The sequence below is a fragment of the Ferrimonas lipolytica genome (assembly GCF_012295575.1).
Classification (GTDB): domain Bacteria; phylum Pseudomonadota; class Gammaproteobacteria; order Enterobacterales; family Shewanellaceae; genus Ferrimonas; species Ferrimonas lipolytica.
The window spans coordinates 3,368,903-3,390,869 of sequence record NZ_CP051180.1; the positions used below are offsets into that span (position 1 = coordinate 3,368,903).

The window sequence follows — 21,967 nt, forward strand, 5'->3', positions numbered from 1 at the left end:
CAACATTGTTACTTCTTCAGCAGGCTTCGTACCCAACCAAAGGTGGCTGCACCCAAACCGATGGTAAAGAAGCTGTACGCAATAATGCAGTACTGTGCCATGTTCAAGCCCAGTAGTGACCAATCGTCTTCACCACAGATACCAGATGGCTGGAACTCGTACGGGAACCACTCATGCAGTGGCAAGCCCAGTGGGAAGTGAGGTTCAGTCGAACAAGCACCGCCACCACCACCCGCTGCGAACAAGTCGCCACCAGTTGCCATTACGTCATCCAGTGCATGGGAAGAGTCATGCAGTGCATTTAGTTCAATCGACCACGCCATGCCCTGCAATACGCCGTACCACGCCAGTGCCATGCCAACAACTTTAAGGATGTTGTTGCCAGGTTGAATCGCGATGATTAGGCCGGCAAACAAGATGCAACACTGGCTAAAGCGAATGTAAACGCAGATTTCACATGGGTCCATCTCTAGGAACCACTGGAAGTAGCCCATCGCAGATAGAATCAAAAACAGTGCCGCGCCGCTCATTACAAACCACAGCCAACGCTGGTTTTGCCATTGTGCTAAGGTTTGAGCTGGGGCGCCTTTTAGCGCGCCAAAGCCTTCTTTAATTGGATTCATCAAGGCGCCCTTACTTAGCCAGCAGTTCTGCAGTCAACTCGTCCAACATCTTCATGCTGGTGACCGACTGGGTGTTGATCAGGTATTTGCCGTTAACGACGATGGCAGGAATGCCTTTAATCTTGGCAACTTCTAAGCCTTGGTCCCACTTTTTCAGCAACTTAGCCACTTCTGGCGAGGCAGCGTGCTTGTCGAATTCTGCTTTAGAGATCTCCAGTTGATCAATACCGAACTGAGTCGCTTCTTCGCTTGAGCTGAACTTCTTCTTCAGATCGTGAATTTGCTTGTAGTAAGCCATCTTCACTTTCTTGTACTGCTTGTCGCCCAGTACTTTACCTACTGCCACGGCAGTAGCTTTTTCTAGCCCAAATGGAGGCTTAGTGGTGATGTGGTAGGCGTCGTACTTGATACCATCTGGCAAGTTTTTAACGTAGTTAGGGATAACCGCTTTTTCATACTTGTAGCAGAACGGGCAGTTGGTGGAGTACACCTTAACTACTTGGTTGGGAGCATCGAAACCACCATCTTTTAGGTCGATATAATGCTTGCCTTCATCGTAGGCAGCAGCACCAAAAGAGAGGGTCAACGCTAAGGCCGTGAGTAATTTTTTCATCATGCTATTCCACAAATTTGAGTGATTTCGATAGCTAAACTACTGCGCTGGCTTAGCGATTTTCATGAGCTAGCTCACACTGAAATGTTGCGGGAATATATGTCGGCTTTTTATCGAAAAGGGTCACAAAAGAAGCTGGGAAAGTTTTCAGGAATAATGGTGGTGACTAGACATACTGGGGAAATTGCAGCGAAAACACAGCAAATACGCTATCGCTTACCCGCTCATCCAACTGCGACCTAAGGCGATAGCGACCTTCATTTGCTCATCTAAAATCACGGTGTTGCCACTATTGCTGTCGTTGATAACGCACCATATCAACCGCCATTGAGATGACTTGGCCAATCATCACAAGGGTAAACGGCAGTGCTCCGGCAATCGCCACCTGTTTATTCAGATCAACATCGTTAATGTAGATCAGTGCCATTGAAAGGCTAACCAACAAAGCCGCCCACACGATTTTACTTTTGTTGCCTTCGTCACCACCGAGCATACAGCACACCAATAGGGCTGAATCGGCGCTGGTAATAATGAAGGTGATCAACAACACAATTGCCGCGATAGATAGCACTTCACCAAAGCTGATTTGCTGGAAGAAGCGAAACAACCCTTGAGTATAGTCTTGATTAACGGCATCGATAACCTGTTGCGCAAACGGCTGTTCCAAGGCGCTGCCACCAAAGGCGCTAAACCAGACAATTGAGGCTATTGTTGGTACCCAAACTGCACTAAGTAAGAACTGACGAATGCTACGCCCTTTACTTATCCGAGCAATAAAGGGGCCAACAAACGGTGCCCAAGCTACCCACCACACCAGATAGATAATGGTCCAGCCTAAGCTCCATTGTCGCGACTCGTCATTTATGCTGAACGACACCTCTGGCAACAACGACAGATAACTGGTTGTAGACGAGACAATAGTATTGAGTGTCTCTAACGGGCTGAAAGAGACAAACACAACCGAGACCAAAACCAGCATAAGCATGGTATTAAACAGGCTCAGCCGCTTAATACCACGGTGCAGACCCAGAATCGATGAACCAGTAAACAACAGTGCAATTAACAATATCAAGCCGTAGCGGAACAGCACTGAACCGATCTCAGCAGAAACCGTTTGCTGCAGTCCGGTTTGCACTAACGCAATAGTATTGGCAAAGGTACCGGCAACCCCAAACAGGATGGCGATTATCGCCATCCAATCAACAAAGCGATAACGACTCTGGTTGGACTTAGCGCTAAAGCTGGAGGAAATATGCATCGAACGACCGCGATTAAAGCTAAACCAAGCCACTGCTAAGCCTGCCATCGCATAGATGCTCCAGGCGTGGATCCCCCAGTGAAAGTAGGTTATCGCCAGAGCCGTATCTTTACTATTGTTGCCAGCGTCAACAAAGGCCGGCGGGTTAGCAAAATGGAACAGTGGCTCAGCAATTCCCCAGAAAATCAGGCCTGAGCCCATCCCAGCAGTAAACAACATCGCCAACCAACTGAGAGTACTGAACTCGGTTTTGGCTTGTGCTCCCCCCAGCCGTAACTTACCCAGCGGACTAACGCTAATAGCAAGGGTGAGCAAAACCATTACCGTTGAAAACAACAACAGCGCCAACCCAAACTGTTCAATAAAGCTCTGGGTATAGTCTGCAATCACATTGATACTGTAGCGAGGGAAAAATATCACTAGCGCAATCAGGCTGGTGATAACAAAGAAGCTCTTACTGCGGTACGCAGGCTGAGTAGCCGCAGTAGTTATAGTGATAGATTGAATCAAATCCATTGCCTTTTTAGAGGGGGACACTGCTAACATTGCAGCGCCTCAGTCTCATCATTACCGTTAAAGCGATCCATTCTGGCGTTCGTCATCATTAGGTGGCATTTAGCCAACGAACAAAACCGTTAAGGTTCGATTTTTAACTCAGAAAAATACGCCGACCAGCTTTGGTGAGGACGCCCAGCGGCTTGTTCAAAATCGCTTGGATTATTGGATTTACCGGCCCGGATCCCTTGGTATATTCCGCCAACAACATTACCGATAAAATCACCTAACTCCTGCATACAATGAAGGCGGTACTCTTCAACGGCCATCGGCTTATACACCAGCTCCGTCGCAAAGGTAAGATTCATATAATGGGTTAATTGAGTCTGAGTAATTGGCTCGCCGTTAAGGTTATAGATTTGACCATGATGCTTATCTTCAATGAGCATTCTTGCATACGCGTAAGCCAACTCTGCGCGAGTGGTGTAGCCGCACTTACCATCACCGGCACTATTGAAGATACAGCCGGCCTGTTGGTACTGCTCGATGTACTCAATATCCGGCTCAATGTAGATGCCATTGCGGCCAATAACCCACTCAAGGCCGCTACGCTGCAGATCGAGCTCGGTTTGACGATTACTCTGAATCACTGGCGAGAATGCGGTGCCCTCCTCGGCGCCTTGCACGCTGGTATAGACAATTTTCCGTACCCCCGCTTTTTTGGCCGCAGCCATGACATTGCGATGCTGGCCAATGCGATTTTCTGGCTTATCCATGCCAGAAACCAATAGCAATACGTCGATTCCCTGCAGCGATTGTTCTAATTGCTCAGGGTTACCATAATCACCAGGGCGCACCTCAACCCCTAACTGTTGCGCCTTTTGTTGATTCCTCGCCAGCGCAACTACATCCTCTTTAGGCAACAATGCCAATGTTGCTCGAACAATCGAAGCGCCTAATTGCCCGCTCGCCGCGGTAATACCAATCTTCATTGCGATCTCCATCTGCTGGGTTGCCCCTAATCGAACCAATTGCGATTGAGACACCGACCCAATTACTACGTAACCACCTGTTCTACTGTCCCCCCAAACCAATTAATAACAGCAAACTATCAGCAACAAAATAGTCCCACATGACAGCAACGGCCGCAATGCATACAAAAATCACTAAAAATCGACCACTAACCCACCAGTCGTTAAGAGGGGGCAGATATCAGTCTCGTTCAATTGGGGAGAACTGCATTCACTTTACAAAGAATCGACTGCGCTGATTAGAGAGACAAGTCGCGATAGACTGTTCCTTAAAGTAAGCAAATAGTTAAGAGCAGCAATTGAGATTACACGCAATTATCGAGGTTAGAAGTCTAACTATTGCAAGCCAAGATAGGGTTTATCGCTGGGGCCCTCACCAATTAATAGAGCGACTAGTACAACTTAATTTACGTTGATTTTATGGAATGGGCATTGGCAGATCGAAACCGACTGCATTGGATGTTCGATGTCATTATGAATGAAGACGCATGCCAAATTTACCGAGGCAATGCCGCCGAGATACTGGCCAGAGTCCGATCTATGGCACTTAACATGTTGCGTATAGAAAAAGGCCAGTATGCCCCCGAAAACAGAAGCGAGCAGCAATTAATATAAGTTACTTGGAACAGGTGATTTTGCGGGTATCAACGAGCTCGATTAAAACTGAATACACGTGCTATCGCCCTGGCTGACAATCGTGCTACTCAGGTGAGTAGCTATAACCGCCGCCGCTCTTTGTTAAAGGCTTTTTAATTAACCGGCAAACATATTCACTAGCGGCAGGTTGTGTCATTCCCGACTAATTAATAAAGATACTTGTTAAGTAAAGTAGATAAGTTAGAAGCATACCTTTGCCAAATTGTTAGGCAATAATATATTTAAGCCCGACGCAATCACTCAAGACTATAAGTCTCATTGGGTTCACATAGAAAAATAAACACTACTTTGTTTGAAAGTTGATCAACCAATGCAGAAATAACAATAAAGCGTTGAAAAATAGAACCTTTAACTCATACATCATAGAAATGAAAATCACACTATAGTACTTTCTCACCCATTCAGTTTCGGTAAAGGTAAGCGTAATTTTTACCGTTCGAAACTCACAATGATGATTGCTCTCGATGGTAACGATTAGTTGCCTGTTTCTAACAAATAGAGTGTCAATTATCTGATCCTAATTGTCAGCTTAAATAGGCATTCGGGATAGTTTGCAAAACATAAAGGATTAATGGATGAGCAGTAGGCTAAAGTTGGCTTCATTAGCGAAGTTATGGTTATTAACGTCGATGATGATAGTTTCGGTATCGGTATCAGCATCAGAGCCGCTATTGAATTTGGACGTCAACTTCCAGCGCATCAACATTGGTGGCGAAGGCGTAACCATTACCCAGTTTCCCTCTAAACTGGAAGTCACTGAGCGGTATCGTGACTGGAGTGTTTGTCAGAATGGCCCGAGTTTCGATTGTCCGAATCCAGAGTCAGTTGAGGATGCTATCTGGGTTGACGATATTGTCCACCTATATGAGAACGTGATCACCATCGATGGGGTGCAGGTCGACGCGGTGATGCTACGCACGAGCTTTGGAGAGCATAATCCTACGAAACAAGCCGACTATGACGTGGAAGCGAGCTCCGATGATGATGGAGATTTTTGTCCGGTTTATATTGGTGATATTCAGTATGACATCCATTTTATCCTCGGTGGCAGTTTTGACCTCGATAGTATGACTTGGGAGCCGGTGAACCTGCAAAATGTGCAAGCAACCACTCGTGGATCAGGATTTGGGGACTACATGGATTTTACCGGGTTCGATCGCCTATGGATTTCTCGGTATGACAACGCTACGTCTACTAGTCCTGTAGTTGATGAGTACCACATTGCCACTGGATTTACTCGTTTTAGGGGAAAAGGTGGCACTAATGGGCGATATGCACTGTTCTACGACAACCTATCCACCTTTAGCATGTCCATAAATTCGGCATACGCTATTAGCGACTATTCGTTAATTCGTTTCGGTGGTTATCAGGATTGGTACATCGGACCCAATGGTGCTCCATACGATGCCGTAGAGTTGGATGTGAGTTCGCTGACATTCAGCTTGGATGGCAGCTTGGATGGCAGCACAGATAACGCCCGAGCGGTGCGAGTCGATGATGCTGAGGTGCCGCTGATTGCCGATGGTGAACTGGTCAAGAACTTTGGCATCGTCGGTGATTCCTACAGTGAGCTCTACGACGGTTATTACCACCTTTGGCTCAGCTACGATGCGAGGCAAATTCTTGATGGTAGCGCCGAGAAACTGCGTGTTGGGGAACATGAATTTAGTTTAGTCGACGGTGAAAACCAGAACTCGGTTCGCGCAGGTTCGGATCGAGTTGATGTCACTTTTTATGACCCGATGGATAACATGGTCCTCATCGACATTTATAAGACCGTGGAGATGAACGGTCATATTCCGGACAATCGTCGCCTTCATCCAGATGAAATGGAGGATTTAATTGAGGACATCCGCTACATCAACACCAGTGCTAACCCGACCCCAGGGGAGAGAGCTTTCTTCGTCACTCCACAGCACTTCAACTTTGGCCTAAAGGCGGGCAAGCTCAATATCGAGGTTGTTGATAACACTCCGCCGCTGGCTGAGAGTCGCACCTTGGTGGTAGCTGAGGAGTCGCTAGGCACTCCAGTTAGCCTAGCGGTTTCTGATGTTGACGGTGACCCACTGGAGATGAATATCCGCGAGTTGCCGTTGATGGGCACCATCGTTGACGGTACTGGCACTCCTTTGGTTATCAACCAAAACTTGAGCGCAGAGGCCTTTGCGCAACTCAAGTACGATGCGCCTGAAGATTACTTGCATGAGCAGAACCCGGGCCAGCTTAGTTATGCGGTAAACGATGGTTTTACTGAGGCCATTGGGGTCCTAGATATTCAGGTGTTGCCCATTAACGACGCCCCTAAAGCCGACAGTGCCTCCATCTATGTCGACGAAGACGATGTCGACGTTGTTCCAGGGCTTGAAACACCGACTGATGCCGATAATGACAGTCTGCTGATTACCGTATTCTCCGTTCCTGATCTGGGTTCGGTAACCCTTAATGGTATCGCAGTGCAGTTGGGGCAGGTAATCAGTGAGCAGGAGTTCACTGCGCTGCGTTATCAGGCACCTACGGTCCTGAGCGAGAACAGCGCTTCGACCCGCTTTGCCTATTTGGTAGATGACCAGCAAGACATGAGCAACAGTACTGATGAAGGTGAGCTGCTTATTACCATTGCTGCCGTTGATGACGACCCGGTGTTAACCGATGACTACGCTAGAATGGTCGAGTCGGTGGACACCGTGGCCTCCGGCCAGGTGAATGCCTTCGATGAAGAAACTGGCCCGCAGTTGTATGTTCCTCAGCAAGCACCTTATTACTATGGGTATTTTGAACTTTTCGAAGACGGCAAATGGCAGTTTTTGCTCAATAGTTCCACTGCAGCCTCGCTAAAAGAGGGTGAGACGAAAACCTTGCAGTTTCAGGCTAAGCTTGCCTCGGGTTGGCCATCTCAGATCATCATCGACATCGTCGGGGTTGATACCCCACCGGAGATTACCACCGGAGAGGGGAGTGTAATCGAGGATGAACGCACCTATGCCTCAGGTTCGCTGACCGCCAAAGATTTAGATGATGGTCATCCACAGTTCATCGACAAGGTTTATCAAGGTACCTATGGAGCCTTGACGGTTAGCAATGGTAGCGGCTATAGCGGTACGTGGAACTATAGACTTGACTCGGACAAAGCCGATCCTCTGCAGCAGGACGAACAAGTTGTCGAACAATTCACCATCCTATTAAGCGATGATTATACTACCACCGTCACCATCAACATCACTGGTACCGATGACCCCTCCAAGATAAGCCGTGGTCAGGGTAGTGTGGTGGAGGATACCCAATTGACAAGCTCTGGCCAGTTGACGGTGACCGACCCTGATAACAACATCGATGCAGTTGAGTTCAAGACTGAAATCGTTAACGGCGATTTTGGTAGCTTGTCGATAGACAGCGATGGTAGCTGGGAATACACCCTTGATAACGACAAGGCTAACCCTCTTGGTGAGGGTGAAAAAGACTCCGATCTGCTAACGGTGAGTCTGGCCGACGGCCGCACCACCACAGTAGTGATCTACATTACCGGTGTTGATGATGCACCGGAAGTATCTGAGGGCCAGGGCAGCGTGGTTGAAGATACTCAGCCAAGGACGTCAGGTACCCTGATAGTGACCGATGTTGACGGTCCTAAGCTCAGCTTTACTGAACAAGTTTTGAAAGGTAGCTATGGCACCTTCTTTATTAAGTTAGATGGCAGCTGGTCCTATAACCTAGATGAGCAACTGGCGAACCCGTTAGCTCAGGATGAAACGATACAGGAGCTGTTTACCGCAACGCTAAGCAACGCAATGACTACCAAGGTGACCATTGATGTGATGGGTAGCGATGATCCCGCAGTTATATACTCGGAGTTGCAATACGTTTATGAAGATACTCGATTGCAAGCCAGTGGCCAATTCAGGGTCAGCGACCCAGATAGCCCGTTGCCAACCTTCGATACTTTCAGTAAGACCAGTGCCTATGGCGAGGTCAACCTCGAAGAGGATGGGCGTTGGAACTACTTGCTTGATAATGACAAAGTCAATCATTTCGCAAAGGGTGACTCAGAAACAGAGACTTATCCGGTTGAGTTGAGTGACGGTTCCACCTCTGAGTTGAAGATCGTGATCCATGGCACCGATGACCCAGCTGAGATCAGCGCTGGTGTTGGCGCTGTTGTCGAGGACAGCCAACCTGCGACTTCTGGCCTATTGGTCGCCACCGATGTAGATAGTCCATCGTTGGCCTTCAAGGCTGCTGAGCTGAACGGCAGCTATGGCAAGCTTACCGTGAGCGCGGACGGCAGCTGGGGCTACCTCTTGGACGAGCGCGCCGATGCGCTGGCTCAAGATCAGGCGGCCACTGACCAGTTGACCTTAACCCTAAATGATAACCAATCCACTACCACGGTAACCATCAGCATCACTGGCACCGATGATAAGCCTGTGATTGAAGAGGGCAGCGGCAGCGTGGTGGAGGACTCTAAGCCTACGACTTCCGGCACCTTGGTCGCCTTTGATGCCGATGATCCAACCCTAAAGCCAGTTGCCGCCGTTATTCTCGGGGATTATGGCAGCTTCACAATTGCCGTTGACGGCAGTTGGACTTACCAGCTGGACGAACGAGCCGATGCCCTCACTGAGGGACAGTCGCTGACCAAGGTGTTTACCGTTAACCTGACCAGTGGTGAAGCCACCAAGGTGACCATCGCTATTAGCGGTATTGATGATGTTCCAGTGATCTCCGAGGGTGTCGGATCTGTGGTGGAGAATACCCAAATCCAAGCGTCAGGCCAATTGACTGCCACCGATGCTGATAACCCTGAGCTGAGCTTTATCGCCGCTGAGTTTGAGGGCACCTTTGGCGACCTAGTGGTTAACGCCGATGGTAACTGGGAGTATCAGCTTGATGAGCGTGCCGAGGTGCTGGGACAAGATCAACAGGAGCTTGATGGCTTTGTTGTTGCCCTAAATGACGACAGCGCAACCCATATCAATATTACGGTTACTGGCATCAATGATGAACCGTTAGCGGTAGACGACTCCTCAGAGTTGGACGAGGATGCGCTGACTGTTATCGAGGTGCTGAGTAATGATATCGACGCCGAACACAGCATCGATCCAGCTAGCGTGATGGTAACGACTAAGCCTGAGAATGGCAGTGTCGAGGTTAACGTCAACAATGGCAGCATTAACTATCAGCCAGACGCCAACTACGCCGGTTCTGACAGCTTCCAATATCGCTTTACCGATGCTGATGGTGCCCAGTCAAACATTGCAACCGTATCACTGACCATTCGTGAGCTTAACGATGCACCGCTGGTGGTGAATGACTCAGCCATGACAGAAGAGGATGTTGCAGTTGAAGTCGACGTGTTGGCCAACGACAGTGAGATTGATAGCGAAGACAGCATTGATGCATCCAGCTTGGAGATCGTCACCGAGCCGAACCACGGTACGGTGGCTATTGTCGATGGTAAATTGTGGTATACCCCAGCGCTAAACCAAACCGCAGCTGCCCAGCTGAGTTATCGAGTGGCTGATAGCTTTGGCCTTTACTCCGAAGCAGCCTTAGTGGTTGTGGCAATTAGCGGCCTGAATGACGCCCCAGTTGCTCGCGACGACAGCTTTGAAATTGATGAAGATACACCGCTTGTTCTCACGCTGCTAGCTAACGACGAAGATGTCGACAGCGTGCTTGGCAATGAATCGGTGCGTATCCTGACTCAGCCTGACAACGCCAGCGTGTCGCAGGATGAGGCGGGCAACTGGCAATTCCTCTCAGAGACGCATGTCAATGGCAACTTCGAGTTCCAGTACTTGCTGATCGATGACAATGAACTGGCCTCTCAACCTGCCACGGTGACCGTCGAGGTGCTGGCTGTCAACGATGCGCCAATAGCGCAGGATGACAGTGCCCAATTGTTGGAGGATGGTGATGTCAGTATCAACGTTCTGGGTAACGACAGCGACGTCGATGGTGAATTGGTGCTATCGAGTATCGATATCGTCACTGCACCGCAATATGGCGAAGTGACCCTCGATAGGACTTCCGGCTTGGTTCGTTATCAAGCTGCAGCCAACCACTATGGCAGTGACAGCTTTGTCTACCGAGTTCAGGATGACCTTGGGGCGTGGTCTAACACTGCGGTGGTTGAGCTCAATATCGCTGCGGTCAATGACGCTCCCGAGGCGGTCGATGATGTGGCAACGGTAATTGAGAGCGACAGCGTTATCATTGCGGTATTGACCAATGACTTCGATACCGATGGTGAGTTGATGCCACAAAGCGTAACCGTGATGGCAGCGCCGAGCCATGGTGAGGTTGAGCTTAATGCTGACGGTAGCATTCGTTATACCCCGCAGCCAGACTACTACGGCGCGGATAAATTTAGCTACCAGATCGCTGATGAAATCGGTGAACTGTCGAACATCGCTCAGGTGGCGATTACCGTGATATCCAATAATGGCATACCCGTTGCCAAAGATGACAGCTACACCTTGGCGGAAGGCGAGTTGCTCAGCATCAACGATGGTGTACTGCTGAATGACAGTGACGCCGATGCAGACCCCATAACTGCGGAGCTGGTTACCAAGCCGAGCTACGGTGAGCTGATCCTAAACAGCGACGGTAGCTTCAGCTACCAGCACGACGGCAGCGAGCAGCGCAGTGACAGCTTCAGCTATCGCGTCAGCGACGGTGAAGCGGTGTCTGATAATGCCAACGTTAGCCTGACGATCAGCAATGTTAACGACGCGCCGTTGGCCAACGATGACAGCCAAACCACTCTGGAAGAACTGCCTGTAACCATCATGGTGTTAGCAAATGACAGCGATGCCGATGGCGACGCCCTGAGCGTAACCTTGCTGAGTCAACCAACCCTGGGACAAGCTACGGTGCTGGATTCCGGCTCGGTGCTGTACCAGCCTTGGCCAAACCTCAACGGTGGCGATAGCTTTAACTATCAGATCAACGACGGTAACGGTGGCATTGCCAATGCCAAGGTCGCCATTACCATCGGCGGCGTCAATGATGCGCCAGTCGCGATGGACGACAGCGCCGTGACCGACAACCGCACTGGGGTGATGGTAGATGTGTTAGCCAACGACAGCGACGCAGATGGCGACACCCTAACGCTGGTGAGTGCTGAAGTGGCTGTGGGGCAGGTGCTCATCAATCCAGATCAGACCCTGAGTTATCAACCAGATCCTGAGGTGCTCGGTGAAATGCCGATCTCCTATCAGATCAGTGATGGTAACGGTGGCCTGGCTAACGCCTTAGTTACCGTTACCGTGGTGAGCAACAATGCTCCACCGGTAGCCAACGACGACGAGTTGGTACTGGCCAGTGGTCAGACTGAAGCGCAGATCGACGTACTGGTTAACGACATCGATGCTGATGGCGATAGCTTAGCCTTGATTGGCGCGGCGGCCAGTGAAGGCTCGGTAACCATTGCCAGCAATCAATTGCGCTTCGTGACAGGCGATAACTTCAGTGGCTTCGCTAGCATCAGCTACCGCATCAGTGACGGCTTTGGCGGCGAAGATTCCGCCGTGGTTACGGTTATCGACGAAGACGCACTCAAGCCGGTGATCACCGTACCTGATTCCGCTTACGTTGATGCCAGTGGCCTCTTTACCAAGGTAAACCTAGGAACCGCAACCGCAGAGGATCGTTACGGCAATCCGTTGCCGGTAAGCCTGATTGACGGCCTGCCGTTCTTCCAACCTGGAGACAACACCGCCTTCTGGCAAGCCTGCGATGACGAGGGCCGCTGTGCCACCGCACCGCAAAAGGTGTATGTACGACCGCTGATCTCCATCGCCAAGGATCAGGTGGTGCTTGAAGGCGACGAGGTAGAGGTGGCAGTGGTGATGAACGGAGCACACTTCGAGTACCCGGTTACCGTTCCATTTACTGTGTCTGGCGATGCAGATAATGCCGACCATGATCTGCAAGCGGGTGAAGTGATAATCGAGTCCGGCTCCTCAGCTTCGATCCGTTTCCGCGTTGTTCAAGATGAACTGCTTGAAGGTGACGAAACCCTGCTTATTGAGTTAGCAGAAGGCATCAACCGAGGTAACAAGCACAACCATGAGATTGTGATCTCTGAGTCCAACCTAGCGCCAGAGCTTACCTTGGCAGCCTATCAGGCCGGTGAGCCTCGGCTAATCGCATTCCAACAGCAAGGGATGATGGAGGTTGAGGCGCAACTGGTTGATCCGAATCTCGGCGACAGTCATCAGTTGGTATGGCAGTTGGATGATGCCGTCGTCGATCTTGATGCCGACGACTACCGCGTTAGTTTCGAGCCGAGCAAGATGGAAGTCGGCTTGTACCCATTGTCGCTGACTGTAACTGATAACGGTGGCCTGTCAGATACCTCTGCTCTCTATATCGAGGTGCGTAGCAGTGCTGTGGCGCTGATGCCAAACCAAGACAGCGATGGCGATCTGATCCCAGATGCGCAAGAGGGCTATGTCGATAGTGACTACGACGGTATTCCTGATTACTTGGACCAGATGACCGACGAATGCAATGTCTTGCCGGAAACAGTTGATAACTGGGACGGTTACATCGTTGAAGGTGATCCAGCGGTATGTCTTCGAACTGGGGCTTACAGTGCTCAAGGCGTAACCGGTGGTGCTCAGATCGTCGATGAGGATATTGCTGTCGAGGGTGATGAGCTGGGTGTTGATACCGAGGCGCAGAACATCGGCGGCATCTTCGACTTTATCGCCTACAACCTACCGGAGTCTGGTCAGCAGTTGCAGGTGGTGATGCCACAACGCTTGGCCATTCCAGCTGATGCGGTGTACCGCAAGTTCCTGCCGAACGAAGGCTGGATAACTCTGGTAGAGGATCTGTTTAACCTAGTTCACTCTGCACCAGGGGAGCCGGGCTTCTGTCCCCCACCAGGTGGAGATGTATGGACGCCAGGGCTAACCGAAGGACACTGGTGTGTGCAGCTGACCTTGGTGGATGGTGGTCGTTACGATGCCGACGGTATGGTTAACGGTACTGTGGTCGATCCGGGGGGCGTTGCGGTGCTGCTGAGTGATAACACTATTCCGGTGGCACTCGATGACAGCATTACCCTGCGTGCCGGTGAGCAGACCGAGATCTGGGTGCTGGACAACGACAGCGATGCCGATGGTGACGCATTGACCGTGGTATCCGCTTCCGCGTCTTTTGGTGAGGTAACCATTAATGACGATGGTTCCGTCAGCTATCTGGCTCCGGAAAACTATCTGGGCAGCGACAACATCCGTTACGGCATCAGTGATGGCCAAGGTGGCAGTGCCTATGCCGAGGTAGCGGTTACGGTGTACGTTAACCGTGCACCTGTGGCCGAAGATGATACTGCACAGATGTTCGACGGCGAACAGATCGATTTACCAGTGTTAGCGAACGACAGCGACGCCGATGATGATGTGCTTCGCATCGTCGATGTAACCGCATCAGCTGGGAGTGTCAGCATTATTGACGATGGCAAGCTGCGCTTTGAGGCGCCAGAAGGCTTTGTGGGTAATGTGGTGATTGAATATAGCGTATCGGATGGGGCCGGAGGCCTTGCTACTGCAACGGTCATCGTAACGGTCACAGCGAATCAAGTTGTTAAAACTGAAGGAGGCAGTGGCGGTAGTATGAGCCATGGTTGGATAGTACTGCTGATGTTCGCGGCGGCGTGGCGTCGCTTGTCACAGCAGCGGATGGGAGCGGCCGTGCTGGCTGCCATCGCCCTGATGAGCTCGGCAGCCAATGCGGCCGGGCCAGAGGGTAAGGAGTCCAAGGCGCTTAAGTCTTGGTTCGTCAGCGGCCAGTTGAACTGGGCGGCCAGCCAGGTGGATGAGTCAGATCTTAACGGAGACTTTACCGATGCAGGCATCAATGCCTCGGTGCTGTCGCTGGATGAAGCACGCCTGGGTTGGGGATTAGGGCTGGGCTACTTCGTAACCGATAACTGGTTCGTTGAGGCGGGTTACCTGGATACCGGCGAGGTAGAGCTCACCCTGCAAGGGATCTTCGATGATACCGAGCAGTTTTTCGATACGGTTGAACACATCTACCCAGAATCAGGCAGTGGTCCATACGCGCAATTGGGTTATCGCTATCAGCTTTCGCCGCAATTCTCGTTGAGCGGCAAAGTCGGGGCCTTCTTCTGGCAAGGGGACTACGATAGCTTCTCACTATCAGGAAACGGTAGGGGCTCGGATGCACCGAGCGGCACCGATCTGCTTTATGGCATCAGTGCTGATTATCGATTTGCTGATAACTGGGTGGCTTCAATGCAAGCGCAGCGGATTGAGTTTGATAACTACCCAACCCATATGATTGGCCTGAATCTGGCTTACCACTTTGGTGCAGCAAAGCAACCGGCATCTACCGTGACTAAACCGATCACAGCAAAGCCTGTAGTTGTGGCAGATGGTGATGGTGATGGTGATGGCGTGCAGGATCGAATGGACCAATGTGCGCAAACACCGGTTACTGATGCGGTGGATGAGTTCGGCTGTACTCGTTGGCAAAAAACTTCGACCAAGCTGAAGTTACAGATCTTGTTTGCCAACGACAGTGACGTCGTTGCCGCTGAATATGATCCGGCTTTAGCAGAGGCAGCTGAAATAATTACAGCGCACAACTTGCAACATGTGCCCATCAGCGGCCATAGCTCTTCACCTGCAGGCCGTGCCTACAATCAGGAGTTGTCTGAACGTCGAGCTGAAGCAGTGAAAACCATTTTGGTCGAGCATTACCAGCTGTTACCGGAACAGTTAGATGTACAGGCCAAGGGAGAAAGTGAACTCAAGGTATCAGGCGATAGCGAAGCACACCATGCGCAGAATCGCCGGGTTGAGATTGAGCTTTCTTTTCCCGAGAAGAATGCACTGAAACGGCAGTAAGGTTGAAGGCTGTCCGGCGTTAAACTACCACCGCTTAAGCCTGTAACCTTAAACACAGTAAAAGCCGTCATTACCTTGGTAATGACGGTTTTTTGGTGTTTTACCATCGCTCTAGTTAAGGACTGAGGTCAATCACCACTGGTTCAGGACTGTTGTATAAAGTGAGTGCAAGCAGTCAGATTATCGACCTAGAGGACGAACTACCTATTGGCTGTTAAGGGCGCTAAGGCAGTTAAAAAGGCTTTTAAATCGGTAACAAAGCAGATCCATACAAGCACTATCGAGCGAGGCCATGGGCGTGTCGAAGCCCGCGAATACCATGCTTGCCTACTAATGATATTGCAGCCGAATTGTCAGCTTGGAAAGGGCAAAAACGATTGGTGTCGCCATTGGCTATCCGTTGGATTCGGATGGCAGAGAATCGCTGGACTATCGCTATTACATCAGCTCAGCAGAACTAACTCCCGAACGATTTGCCGATGCGGTTCGGGGGCGTTGGGTGTTCGATGTCACTATGAATGAAGACGCATGCCAAATTTACCGAGGCAATGCCGCCGAGATACTGGCCAGAGTCCGCTCTATGGCACTTAACATGTTGCGTATAGAAACCAGTAAAAAGGCCAGTATGCCCTGAAAACAGAAGCGAGCAGCAATTAATATAGGTTACTTAGAACAGGTGATTTTGCGGGTCTCAACGAGCTCGATTAAAACTGAATACACGTGCTATCTCCCCGCCCTACAGATGCTTATTGATAATATAATTAATTTATAAGCTATGTCATATTTACCATAGCATTATAAAAATTAGGTATCTCAGATAAATATAAAAAGTTTTAGCATATTACTCGAATAAAAATTATTAAGATATACAACTCAAAAAATGGAGTATTATTTACCCAATCAACAAGATTAAATTTAATTAAAATAATATAGTTTGTGACTTAATATTGTTGATTTCAATGTCAAACATCAATATAAATTTCTATCCATAAAAAAATGGGCTCAAAAGAGCCCGTTTCTTATTACTTTAATATTACTTTTTCAATAGCTTTGATACCCAACCAAAGGTTGCCGCTCCCAAACAGATACCAAAAATGCTGTAAGCAATGATGCAGTACTCGGCCATATTTAAGCCCAGCAGTGACCAATCGTCTTCACCACAAATACCAGAGGGCTGGAACTCATACGGAAACCACTCATGCAGTGGCAAGCCCAGTGGGAACTTCGGATCGGTAGAGCAAGAGCCGGCACCACCACCAGCAGCAAACAGATCACCACCGCTGGATAACACATCATCCAATTCATGTGCGGCGTGGTGGATATCGTTTAATTGAATCGACCAAGCCATGCCTTGCACAACGCCATACCAAGCCAACAATAGACCAATCACTTTCAAGACATTATTGCTCGGCTTTATGGCAATAATCAGTCCTGCAAACAGGATACAAAACTGGCTGTAACGGATGTAAACGCACTTCTCACAAGGGTCCATCTCGAGGAACCACTGGAAGTAACCCATCGCAGATAGAATCAGAAATAGTGCCGCTCCGCTCATCACCAACCATAGCCAGCGTTGGTTTTGCCACTCAGATAAGGTTTGGGCTGGGGCACTTTTCAGTGAACTAAAGCCCGCTGTAATTGGATTCATCAGATACCCCTACTTAGCCAGCAGTTCAGCAGTTAACTCGTCCAGCATCTTCATGCTGGTCACGCTTTGGGTGATGATCAGGTATTTGCCGTTAACCACGATGGCTGGAATACCTTTAATCTTGGCTACTTCTAAGCCTTGGTCCCACTTCTTCAGCAACTTGGCAACTTCTGCTGAGGCTGCACGCTTATCGAACTCTGCTTTGGAGATCCCCAATTGATCGATACCGAACTGAGTCGCTTCTTCGCTTGAGCTGAACTTCTTCTTCAGATCGTGAATTTGCTTGTAGTAGGCCATCTTCACTTTCTTGTACTGCTTATCGCCCAACACTTTACCCACTGCAACCGCAGTGGCTTTTTCTAGTCCAAATGGTGGCTTGGTGGTTATATGGTAGGCATCGTAACTGATGCCATCAGGCAAGTTTTTAACGTAATTAGGGATAACCGCTTTTTCATACTTGTAGCAGAACGGGCAGTTAGTGGAATAAACCTTTACCACTTGATTTGGAGCCTCGAAACCACCGTCTTTTAGGTCGATGTAATGCTTACCTTCATCGTAGGCCGCTGCACCAAAAGAAAGAGTTAGGGCTAATACTGATAGTAATTTTTTCATTTTGTCATTCTTAAATTAAATTAGTAAACAGGATAAATACGACTCTTCGTAACTGTAAATATTTAGAAAACAAAATTTACTGAAGTTTCTATAGCTTGCCCATCTTTAGCATAACCACCCCAATCACTGTAATCGTGATATACCATGGCGATGTTTATGGATTTGTTTATTTGGTATTTACCACCCAACAATATGTGATGGCCGTTATCTTCACTATGGTTAAAGGTCTCCTTAAAGTCCTCATCGCGGTCCCATCGAGAATCAGCTAAACCAAATACAGTGGCATTAGCTGCCAATGGATAAGCGAACTCAAAACGAGTAATTGCTGCCCCCAGCATTACATCATAGGAGCGAAGTGGTGAGTGCCCGACTGAGTAAGGCAAACCCGCTCCTGCTTTAAGTTTTAATTTGCCAATTTTTGCACTATAAGCAAGGCCAAGTGTATTGGTAACTTCAGTAATGTTTTGGTTTGCTGATGAATACCAATCCCACCATAACTGCGTACTACCATCACCTAACTTATAATAAACATCAGCAAAGGTTTTAAACGTTTCAACCGCCGATTTACCATTAGGTTTGTCTGCTTCGAGTGTGAATGGGTTTTCATACCTTGCGGCCAGACTAACTAATCCCCAATCAGTAATAGTTTTATGTTTAGCGGTTAACACCACGTAATCATTTTTATTGGATTTATCGGCATCATCACCTAAGTGCGCACGATAACCAACGCCGACACTATTTGTTTGTTTTATTATTTCGGCTTGTGCAATTGAAAATGGAGCTAGAACAGCAAGCGCCAATGCAATTTTTTTCATAACAACTCCTAGTGTAGGAGGCCCAATTAATTTAGGCCTCCTACTTATTTTTTAGTAGTTAAACATTTGGGTTAGATCAAGAATCAAAGCGCGGTAATGTGGTGCGTGTGGTTTATCGCTGGTTACGTCAATTTCCACTTTAATATCTTTGGTTTTGTAGTCGATTTCGTTGATACGTCCGATAACGCCATCTTTAGAAAACATATTGGCTGAACCACCAAAACCAAACATGGTGTTGCGATCACCACGGTATTCAGTATTTGACGTAACGGTAGAGAACCAATCGTATCCGCGGTCTTTACCGTATTCCCATACCTGCTCAACGGTGCCTTTGTCTTCGTTGATCTTGTATTCAACGAAGCGACTGTACTTCATGGTTGGCATTGCTGGTTGCTCGTAATTACGAGTGCCGCCGTTGTCATAAACGGTAATGGTGCCTTTGCCTGTCAGCTTGGCGTCGTGTTGTGAGAACGGCCAATCAAAATCGGTGTTATTGCAACTGGCATTGTGGCAGTCCAACTTACGGCCTTTGCTATCAACCGGTGTAAGCACTTTGTCTTTGAGTTTGTTCCAACCAACATTTGGTGCCAGTACCCACTTAACCTCTTTATCGCGCCCCACTTTCACCACACCTTGATGTCGTACCGACAGGATCAGTGAGTCATCACTTGGATCGTATTCAATAGAGTTAACGTGAGCCCAGTTACGGCCAGCACCAACCCCAACAATGTCTCCAAATGGTGCATCTTGCTCAATCTCAACAGTCTCTCCTTGATGATCAACGTCAACGTTCATGCATACCGCCCCCGCATCCAACGCCAACAACACTTCTTCTCGTGAGTTCTCAAGGATTTTATTCAAGTCCCACACCTCAACGAGGTTGCCGGTTGGGGTAACTTCAATAATATGGTCACGGACGGTATTTACGTAGCTGCCATCAGCGCGACGATAATTTTGCTTACCAACTCGAATGAGGTAATTACCACTGCTGGTTTGGTTAATCTCGTGCGAAGCATCAACATAACCACGAGGAAGTTTAAAGTCGGTCATACGACCGATAAGATCGAACTCTCCATAGTGCTGCCCCTGCAACCAAGTGTAGGTGCCGTGATCGGTTGGGTTTAAGCCCATGAATACGCCACGCTTATTGGCATCAATATCAAAGCCGTCATAAACCTTATTTGGATCCATCCACCAGCGGATCTCTCCCTGCGTATCGACTACATAGTTCATCGGTACTTCATCAAATGGCATCGCACCACCGCCAGGGGCAGGATCGGTTTTGGCTGCCCCCACTGCTTTCGGAGTTGCCCAGTTTAGGTTGGCACCATTGGGGTTATAGGTATTGGAGTTAACAAAATAGAGGCGATCTTCGAAGCCTTTACTTACTTGTTTTACCTTGATTTGCGGCAGTGCTGTTAAGTTACGACTATCGATGTAATCGTTGGTGATAGCACCGGTAATGATTTTATATTGTTCCTCGTGTGCCTTGCCGTTTTTAGTAAATTTTACCGTCACCGTATTTTTGTAATCAGCGTAGAGACCAAATACTGGAATACCATCGTGAGAATTCATCGCGGTATCACTAACCTTGTACTTAATGTCTACCCCATTCTTACCTTTACCATGAACCAGCACACTAATATCGCTGACAGTATGGGTATCAAGTCCAATAACTGCAGTTAGCGGTGACATCCGATAGGGGTCCATAATTACCGAGCCCAATTCACCAACGGCAGGAGCTGGAGGAAACGCGCCAGCATGAACACCACTGCACACGCAGAAGCTCAACAGAGACATTTTTAGTAACGAGTTGGTTTTCATCATCAAAGCCTTTATTTGTGTTAGTGAATAAAGGCTATCGTGAAAAAAATAATTTAACTCTCAACATAATGGGATGCGGCATTGCAGTTTGTGACACCATTATCTTTATGCCAATCACGGCTTAATTGAAGACTGTGATCACCATACAACTTGCTCTCAAGTGCTCGATACTTTTTTCGACTGAGGTTCGCCCCCCTCCTTCCATATTTGGTCTTACGGTTACTATTTTATTTCAGGGCTGGTTAATGTAACTACCGTTTCCTCATAGGCAGTGCGTATATGAACCTCGAAGCGGTAACAGTTTTCCAGAGCGTTGCAAATCTTCTAAGCATATCCAGAGCGGCAGAAGTGTTAGACATTCCGACTTCGTCGATCAGCCGTAAGATCCGTGCATTAGAGCAAGAGCTGGGAGCAGAGTTATTTCACCGTGGCGGTAAGCGCATCACCTTAACCCACCAAGGTGAGCTGTTATTGCAGCGCGCAGAAGTCATTACCGCAGAAATAGCGCAGATCAAACAAGAGATCAGCTGCCATGATGATTCCATTACGGGTGAGATCCGAATCGCCACGCCACCAAGCTTAGCGTCAATATTAACGACAAGCTTCTTTATTCCATTTCAACAGCGTTACCCACAAATCCAACTGTCGATTCAGTCGACTCAAGGGCGTCAATTGGACGAGTTGCTCGACTGTGACTTTGCCATAAGCCCCAACCAACCCCGTGACCAATCATTGATTGCCAGCCCTATCTGTAAGGTGAAACGCTACTTCTGTGCCAGCAAACGTTTTATCGCCACTTTTGGGGAACCAACCAGCCCAGAGCAATTGAATCTTTACCCATTTCTATCACTGGCTCACTCTAATTTGGCCAAAGGGGAGCTGCATTGGAACAACGGTAAAGGCAAAAGCGGCCAAGTGCCGATAACAAGCTATGCCTCATCAGATTCTCCCGCAGTCTTGGCGCAGATGATGCTGGCAGATAAAGGCATCGCTTGTTTGCCTGAAATGGTGCTGGCCGAGCTGCCACAAGACCAGTTTCAACTGCTATTTAATGGCGAAATTCTCGATATCAACGATCTATACATCATCTATTCGTCTCGTCGCTATCAACTGCCCAGAGTACGTCTGCTTATCGACGAACTCGTTGAGAACATTCGACAGTGGAGCTCTACCCCGCCAGCGCAGTAACACCTGCTTTCAGCTTAGGTCTAGCAAACTCCCCTTTACCAAGACTCGATTAAATGGCTGTGTACCAATTAAGTGTTGTTGTTTCCAATGCTGTTAAAGCACCGGCTAGGCGAGTTTTGGTACAAGGGGAAAGCACCGCCGCCGTTGATCTTCTGCCGCATTGGAGCACTCCAGCGAAGCGTTTTGGACTGCGACCTAAGGCAAAAGGGGACTCCAAAGGGGGCGGAACTCCCCCCTAATGCACACAAGAATGTGCCGTCGCCACCGCGACATAACCCCTTAAGATTACTGCAACCGATAGAGCCGAAGGCTTGATATAAACC

General features: G+C 48.8%; 10 protein-coding genes and 1 pseudogene. 3 read left to right on the top strand and 8 right to left on the bottom strand.

Annotation, left to right across the window (positions count from 1 at the left end):
• Positions 1-8: 8 nt before the first annotated feature.
• The 4 genes from HER31_RS15300 to HER31_RS15315 form a co-directional block, all read right to left on the bottom strand.
• Entirely contained in the window at positions 9-623 is a 615-nt protein-coding gene (locus HER31_RS15300; protein ID WP_168661833.1) for a disulfide bond formation protein B, read from the bottom strand.
• A 10-nt stretch (positions 624-633) separates the two neighbouring features.
• Entirely contained in the window at positions 634-1,239 is a 606-nt protein-coding gene (locus HER31_RS15305) for a thiol:disulfide interchange protein DsbA/DsbL (RefSeq protein ID WP_238786845.1), read from the bottom strand.
• 286 nt (positions 1,240-1,525) lie between these two features.
• On the bottom strand, positions 1,526-3,040 hold the full coding sequence (locus tag HER31_RS15310; protein ID WP_238786846.1) for a BCCT family transporter: 1,515 nt from the start codon (positions 3,038-3,040) through the stop codon (positions 1,526-1,528).
• A gap of 89 nt (positions 3,041-3,129) precedes the next feature.
• On the bottom strand, positions 3,130-4,035 hold the full coding sequence (locus HER31_RS15315; RefSeq protein WP_238786847.1) for an SDR family oxidoreductase: 906 nt from the start codon (positions 4,033-4,035) through the stop codon (positions 3,130-3,132).
• Positions 4,036-4,447: 412 nt separating this feature from the next.
• On the opposite strand from HER31_RS15315, the pseudogene HER31_RS19020 reads away from it, so the two are divergent.
• Both HER31_RS19020 and HER31_RS15320 read left to right on the top strand, forming a co-directional pair.
• A pseudogene (locus HER31_RS19020) lies at positions 4,448-4,712 on the top strand (transposase); the annotation flags it as partial.
• 540 nt (positions 4,713-5,252) lie between these two features.
• Positions 5,253-15,557, top strand: a complete 10,305-nt coding sequence (locus HER31_RS15320; protein WP_168661835.1) for an Ig-like domain-containing protein — start codon at positions 5,253-5,255, stop codon at positions 15,555-15,557.
• Positions 15,558-16,590: 1,033 nt separating this feature from the next.
• On the opposite strand, the gene HER31_RS15325 is transcribed toward HER31_RS15320, so the two are convergent.
• The 4 genes from HER31_RS15325 to HER31_RS15340 all read right to left on the bottom strand — a co-directional run bounded on the left by HER31_RS15325 (position 16,591) and on the right by HER31_RS15340 (position 20,459).
• Positions 16,591-17,205 (bottom strand): disulfide bond formation protein B, encoded by a 615-nt coding sequence (locus HER31_RS15325; protein ID WP_168661837.1) that lies wholly within the window; start codon positions 17,203-17,205, stop codon positions 16,591-16,593.
• Between the two features lie 9 nt (positions 17,206-17,214).
• Positions 17,215-17,817: a thiol:disulfide interchange protein DsbA/DsbL gene (locus tag HER31_RS15330; protein WP_168661839.1), complete on the bottom strand. Its 603-nt coding sequence runs from the start codon at positions 17,815-17,817 to the stop codon at positions 17,215-17,217.
• Between the two features lie 62 nt (positions 17,818-17,879).
• A complete protein-coding gene (locus tag HER31_RS15335; RefSeq protein ID WP_168661841.1) occupies positions 17,880-18,632 on the bottom strand; it encodes a nucleoside-specific channel-forming Tsx family protein in 753 nt (250 codons plus the stop codon).
• Between the two features lie 51 nt (positions 18,633-18,683).
• The gene (locus HER31_RS15340) at positions 18,684-20,459 is read right to left on the bottom strand and encodes an aryl-sulfate sulfotransferase (protein ID WP_238786848.1); all 1,776 of its coding nucleotides are present in this window, start codon (positions 20,457-20,459) and stop codon (positions 18,684-18,686) included.
• Between the two features lie 276 nt (positions 20,460-20,735).
• Here HER31_RS15340 and HER31_RS15345 point away from each other — a divergent pair, with 276 nt between their 5' ends.
• Positions 20,736-21,644 carry a LysR family transcriptional regulator gene (locus HER31_RS15345; RefSeq protein WP_168661842.1) on the top strand — a complete coding sequence of 303 codons (909 nt, stop codon included), beginning with the start codon at positions 20,736-20,738 and terminating at the stop codon, positions 21,642-21,644.
• The last annotated feature ends 323 nt before the right edge of the window (positions 21,645-21,967 follow it).

Coding starts and splice junctions, on each gene's coding strand:
- HER31_RS15345 (WP_168661842.1), top strand. CDS start 20,736: ATGAACCTCGAAGCGGTAACAGTTTTCCAGAGCGTTGCAAATCTTCTA.
- HER31_RS15300 (WP_168661833.1), bottom strand. CDS start 623: ATGAATCCAATTAAAGAAGGCTTTGGCGCGCTAAAAGGCGCCCCAGCT.
- HER31_RS15310 (WP_238786846.1), bottom strand. CDS start 3,040: ATGTTAGCAGTGTCCCCCTCTAAAAAGGCAATGGATTTGATTCAATCT.
- HER31_RS15335 (WP_168661841.1), bottom strand. CDS start 18,632: ATGAAAAAAATTGCATTGGCGCTTGCTGTTCTAGCTCCATTTTCAATT.
- HER31_RS15330 (WP_168661839.1), bottom strand. CDS start 17,817: ATGAAAAAATTACTATCAGTATTAGCCCTAACTCTTTCTTTTGGTGCA.
- HER31_RS15305 (WP_238786845.1), bottom strand. CDS start 1,239: ATGATGAAAAAATTACTCACGGCCTTAGCGTTGACCCTCTCTTTTGGT.
- HER31_RS15340 (WP_238786848.1), bottom strand. CDS start 20,459: ATGATGAAAACCAACTCGTTACTAAAAATGTCTCTGTTGAGCTTCTGC.
- HER31_RS15320 (WP_168661835.1), top strand. CDS start 5,253: ATGAGCAGTAGGCTAAAGTTGGCTTCATTAGCGAAGTTATGGTTATTA.
- HER31_RS15325 (WP_168661837.1), bottom strand. CDS start 17,205: ATGAATCCAATTACAGCGGGCTTTAGTTCACTGAAAAGTGCCCCAGCC.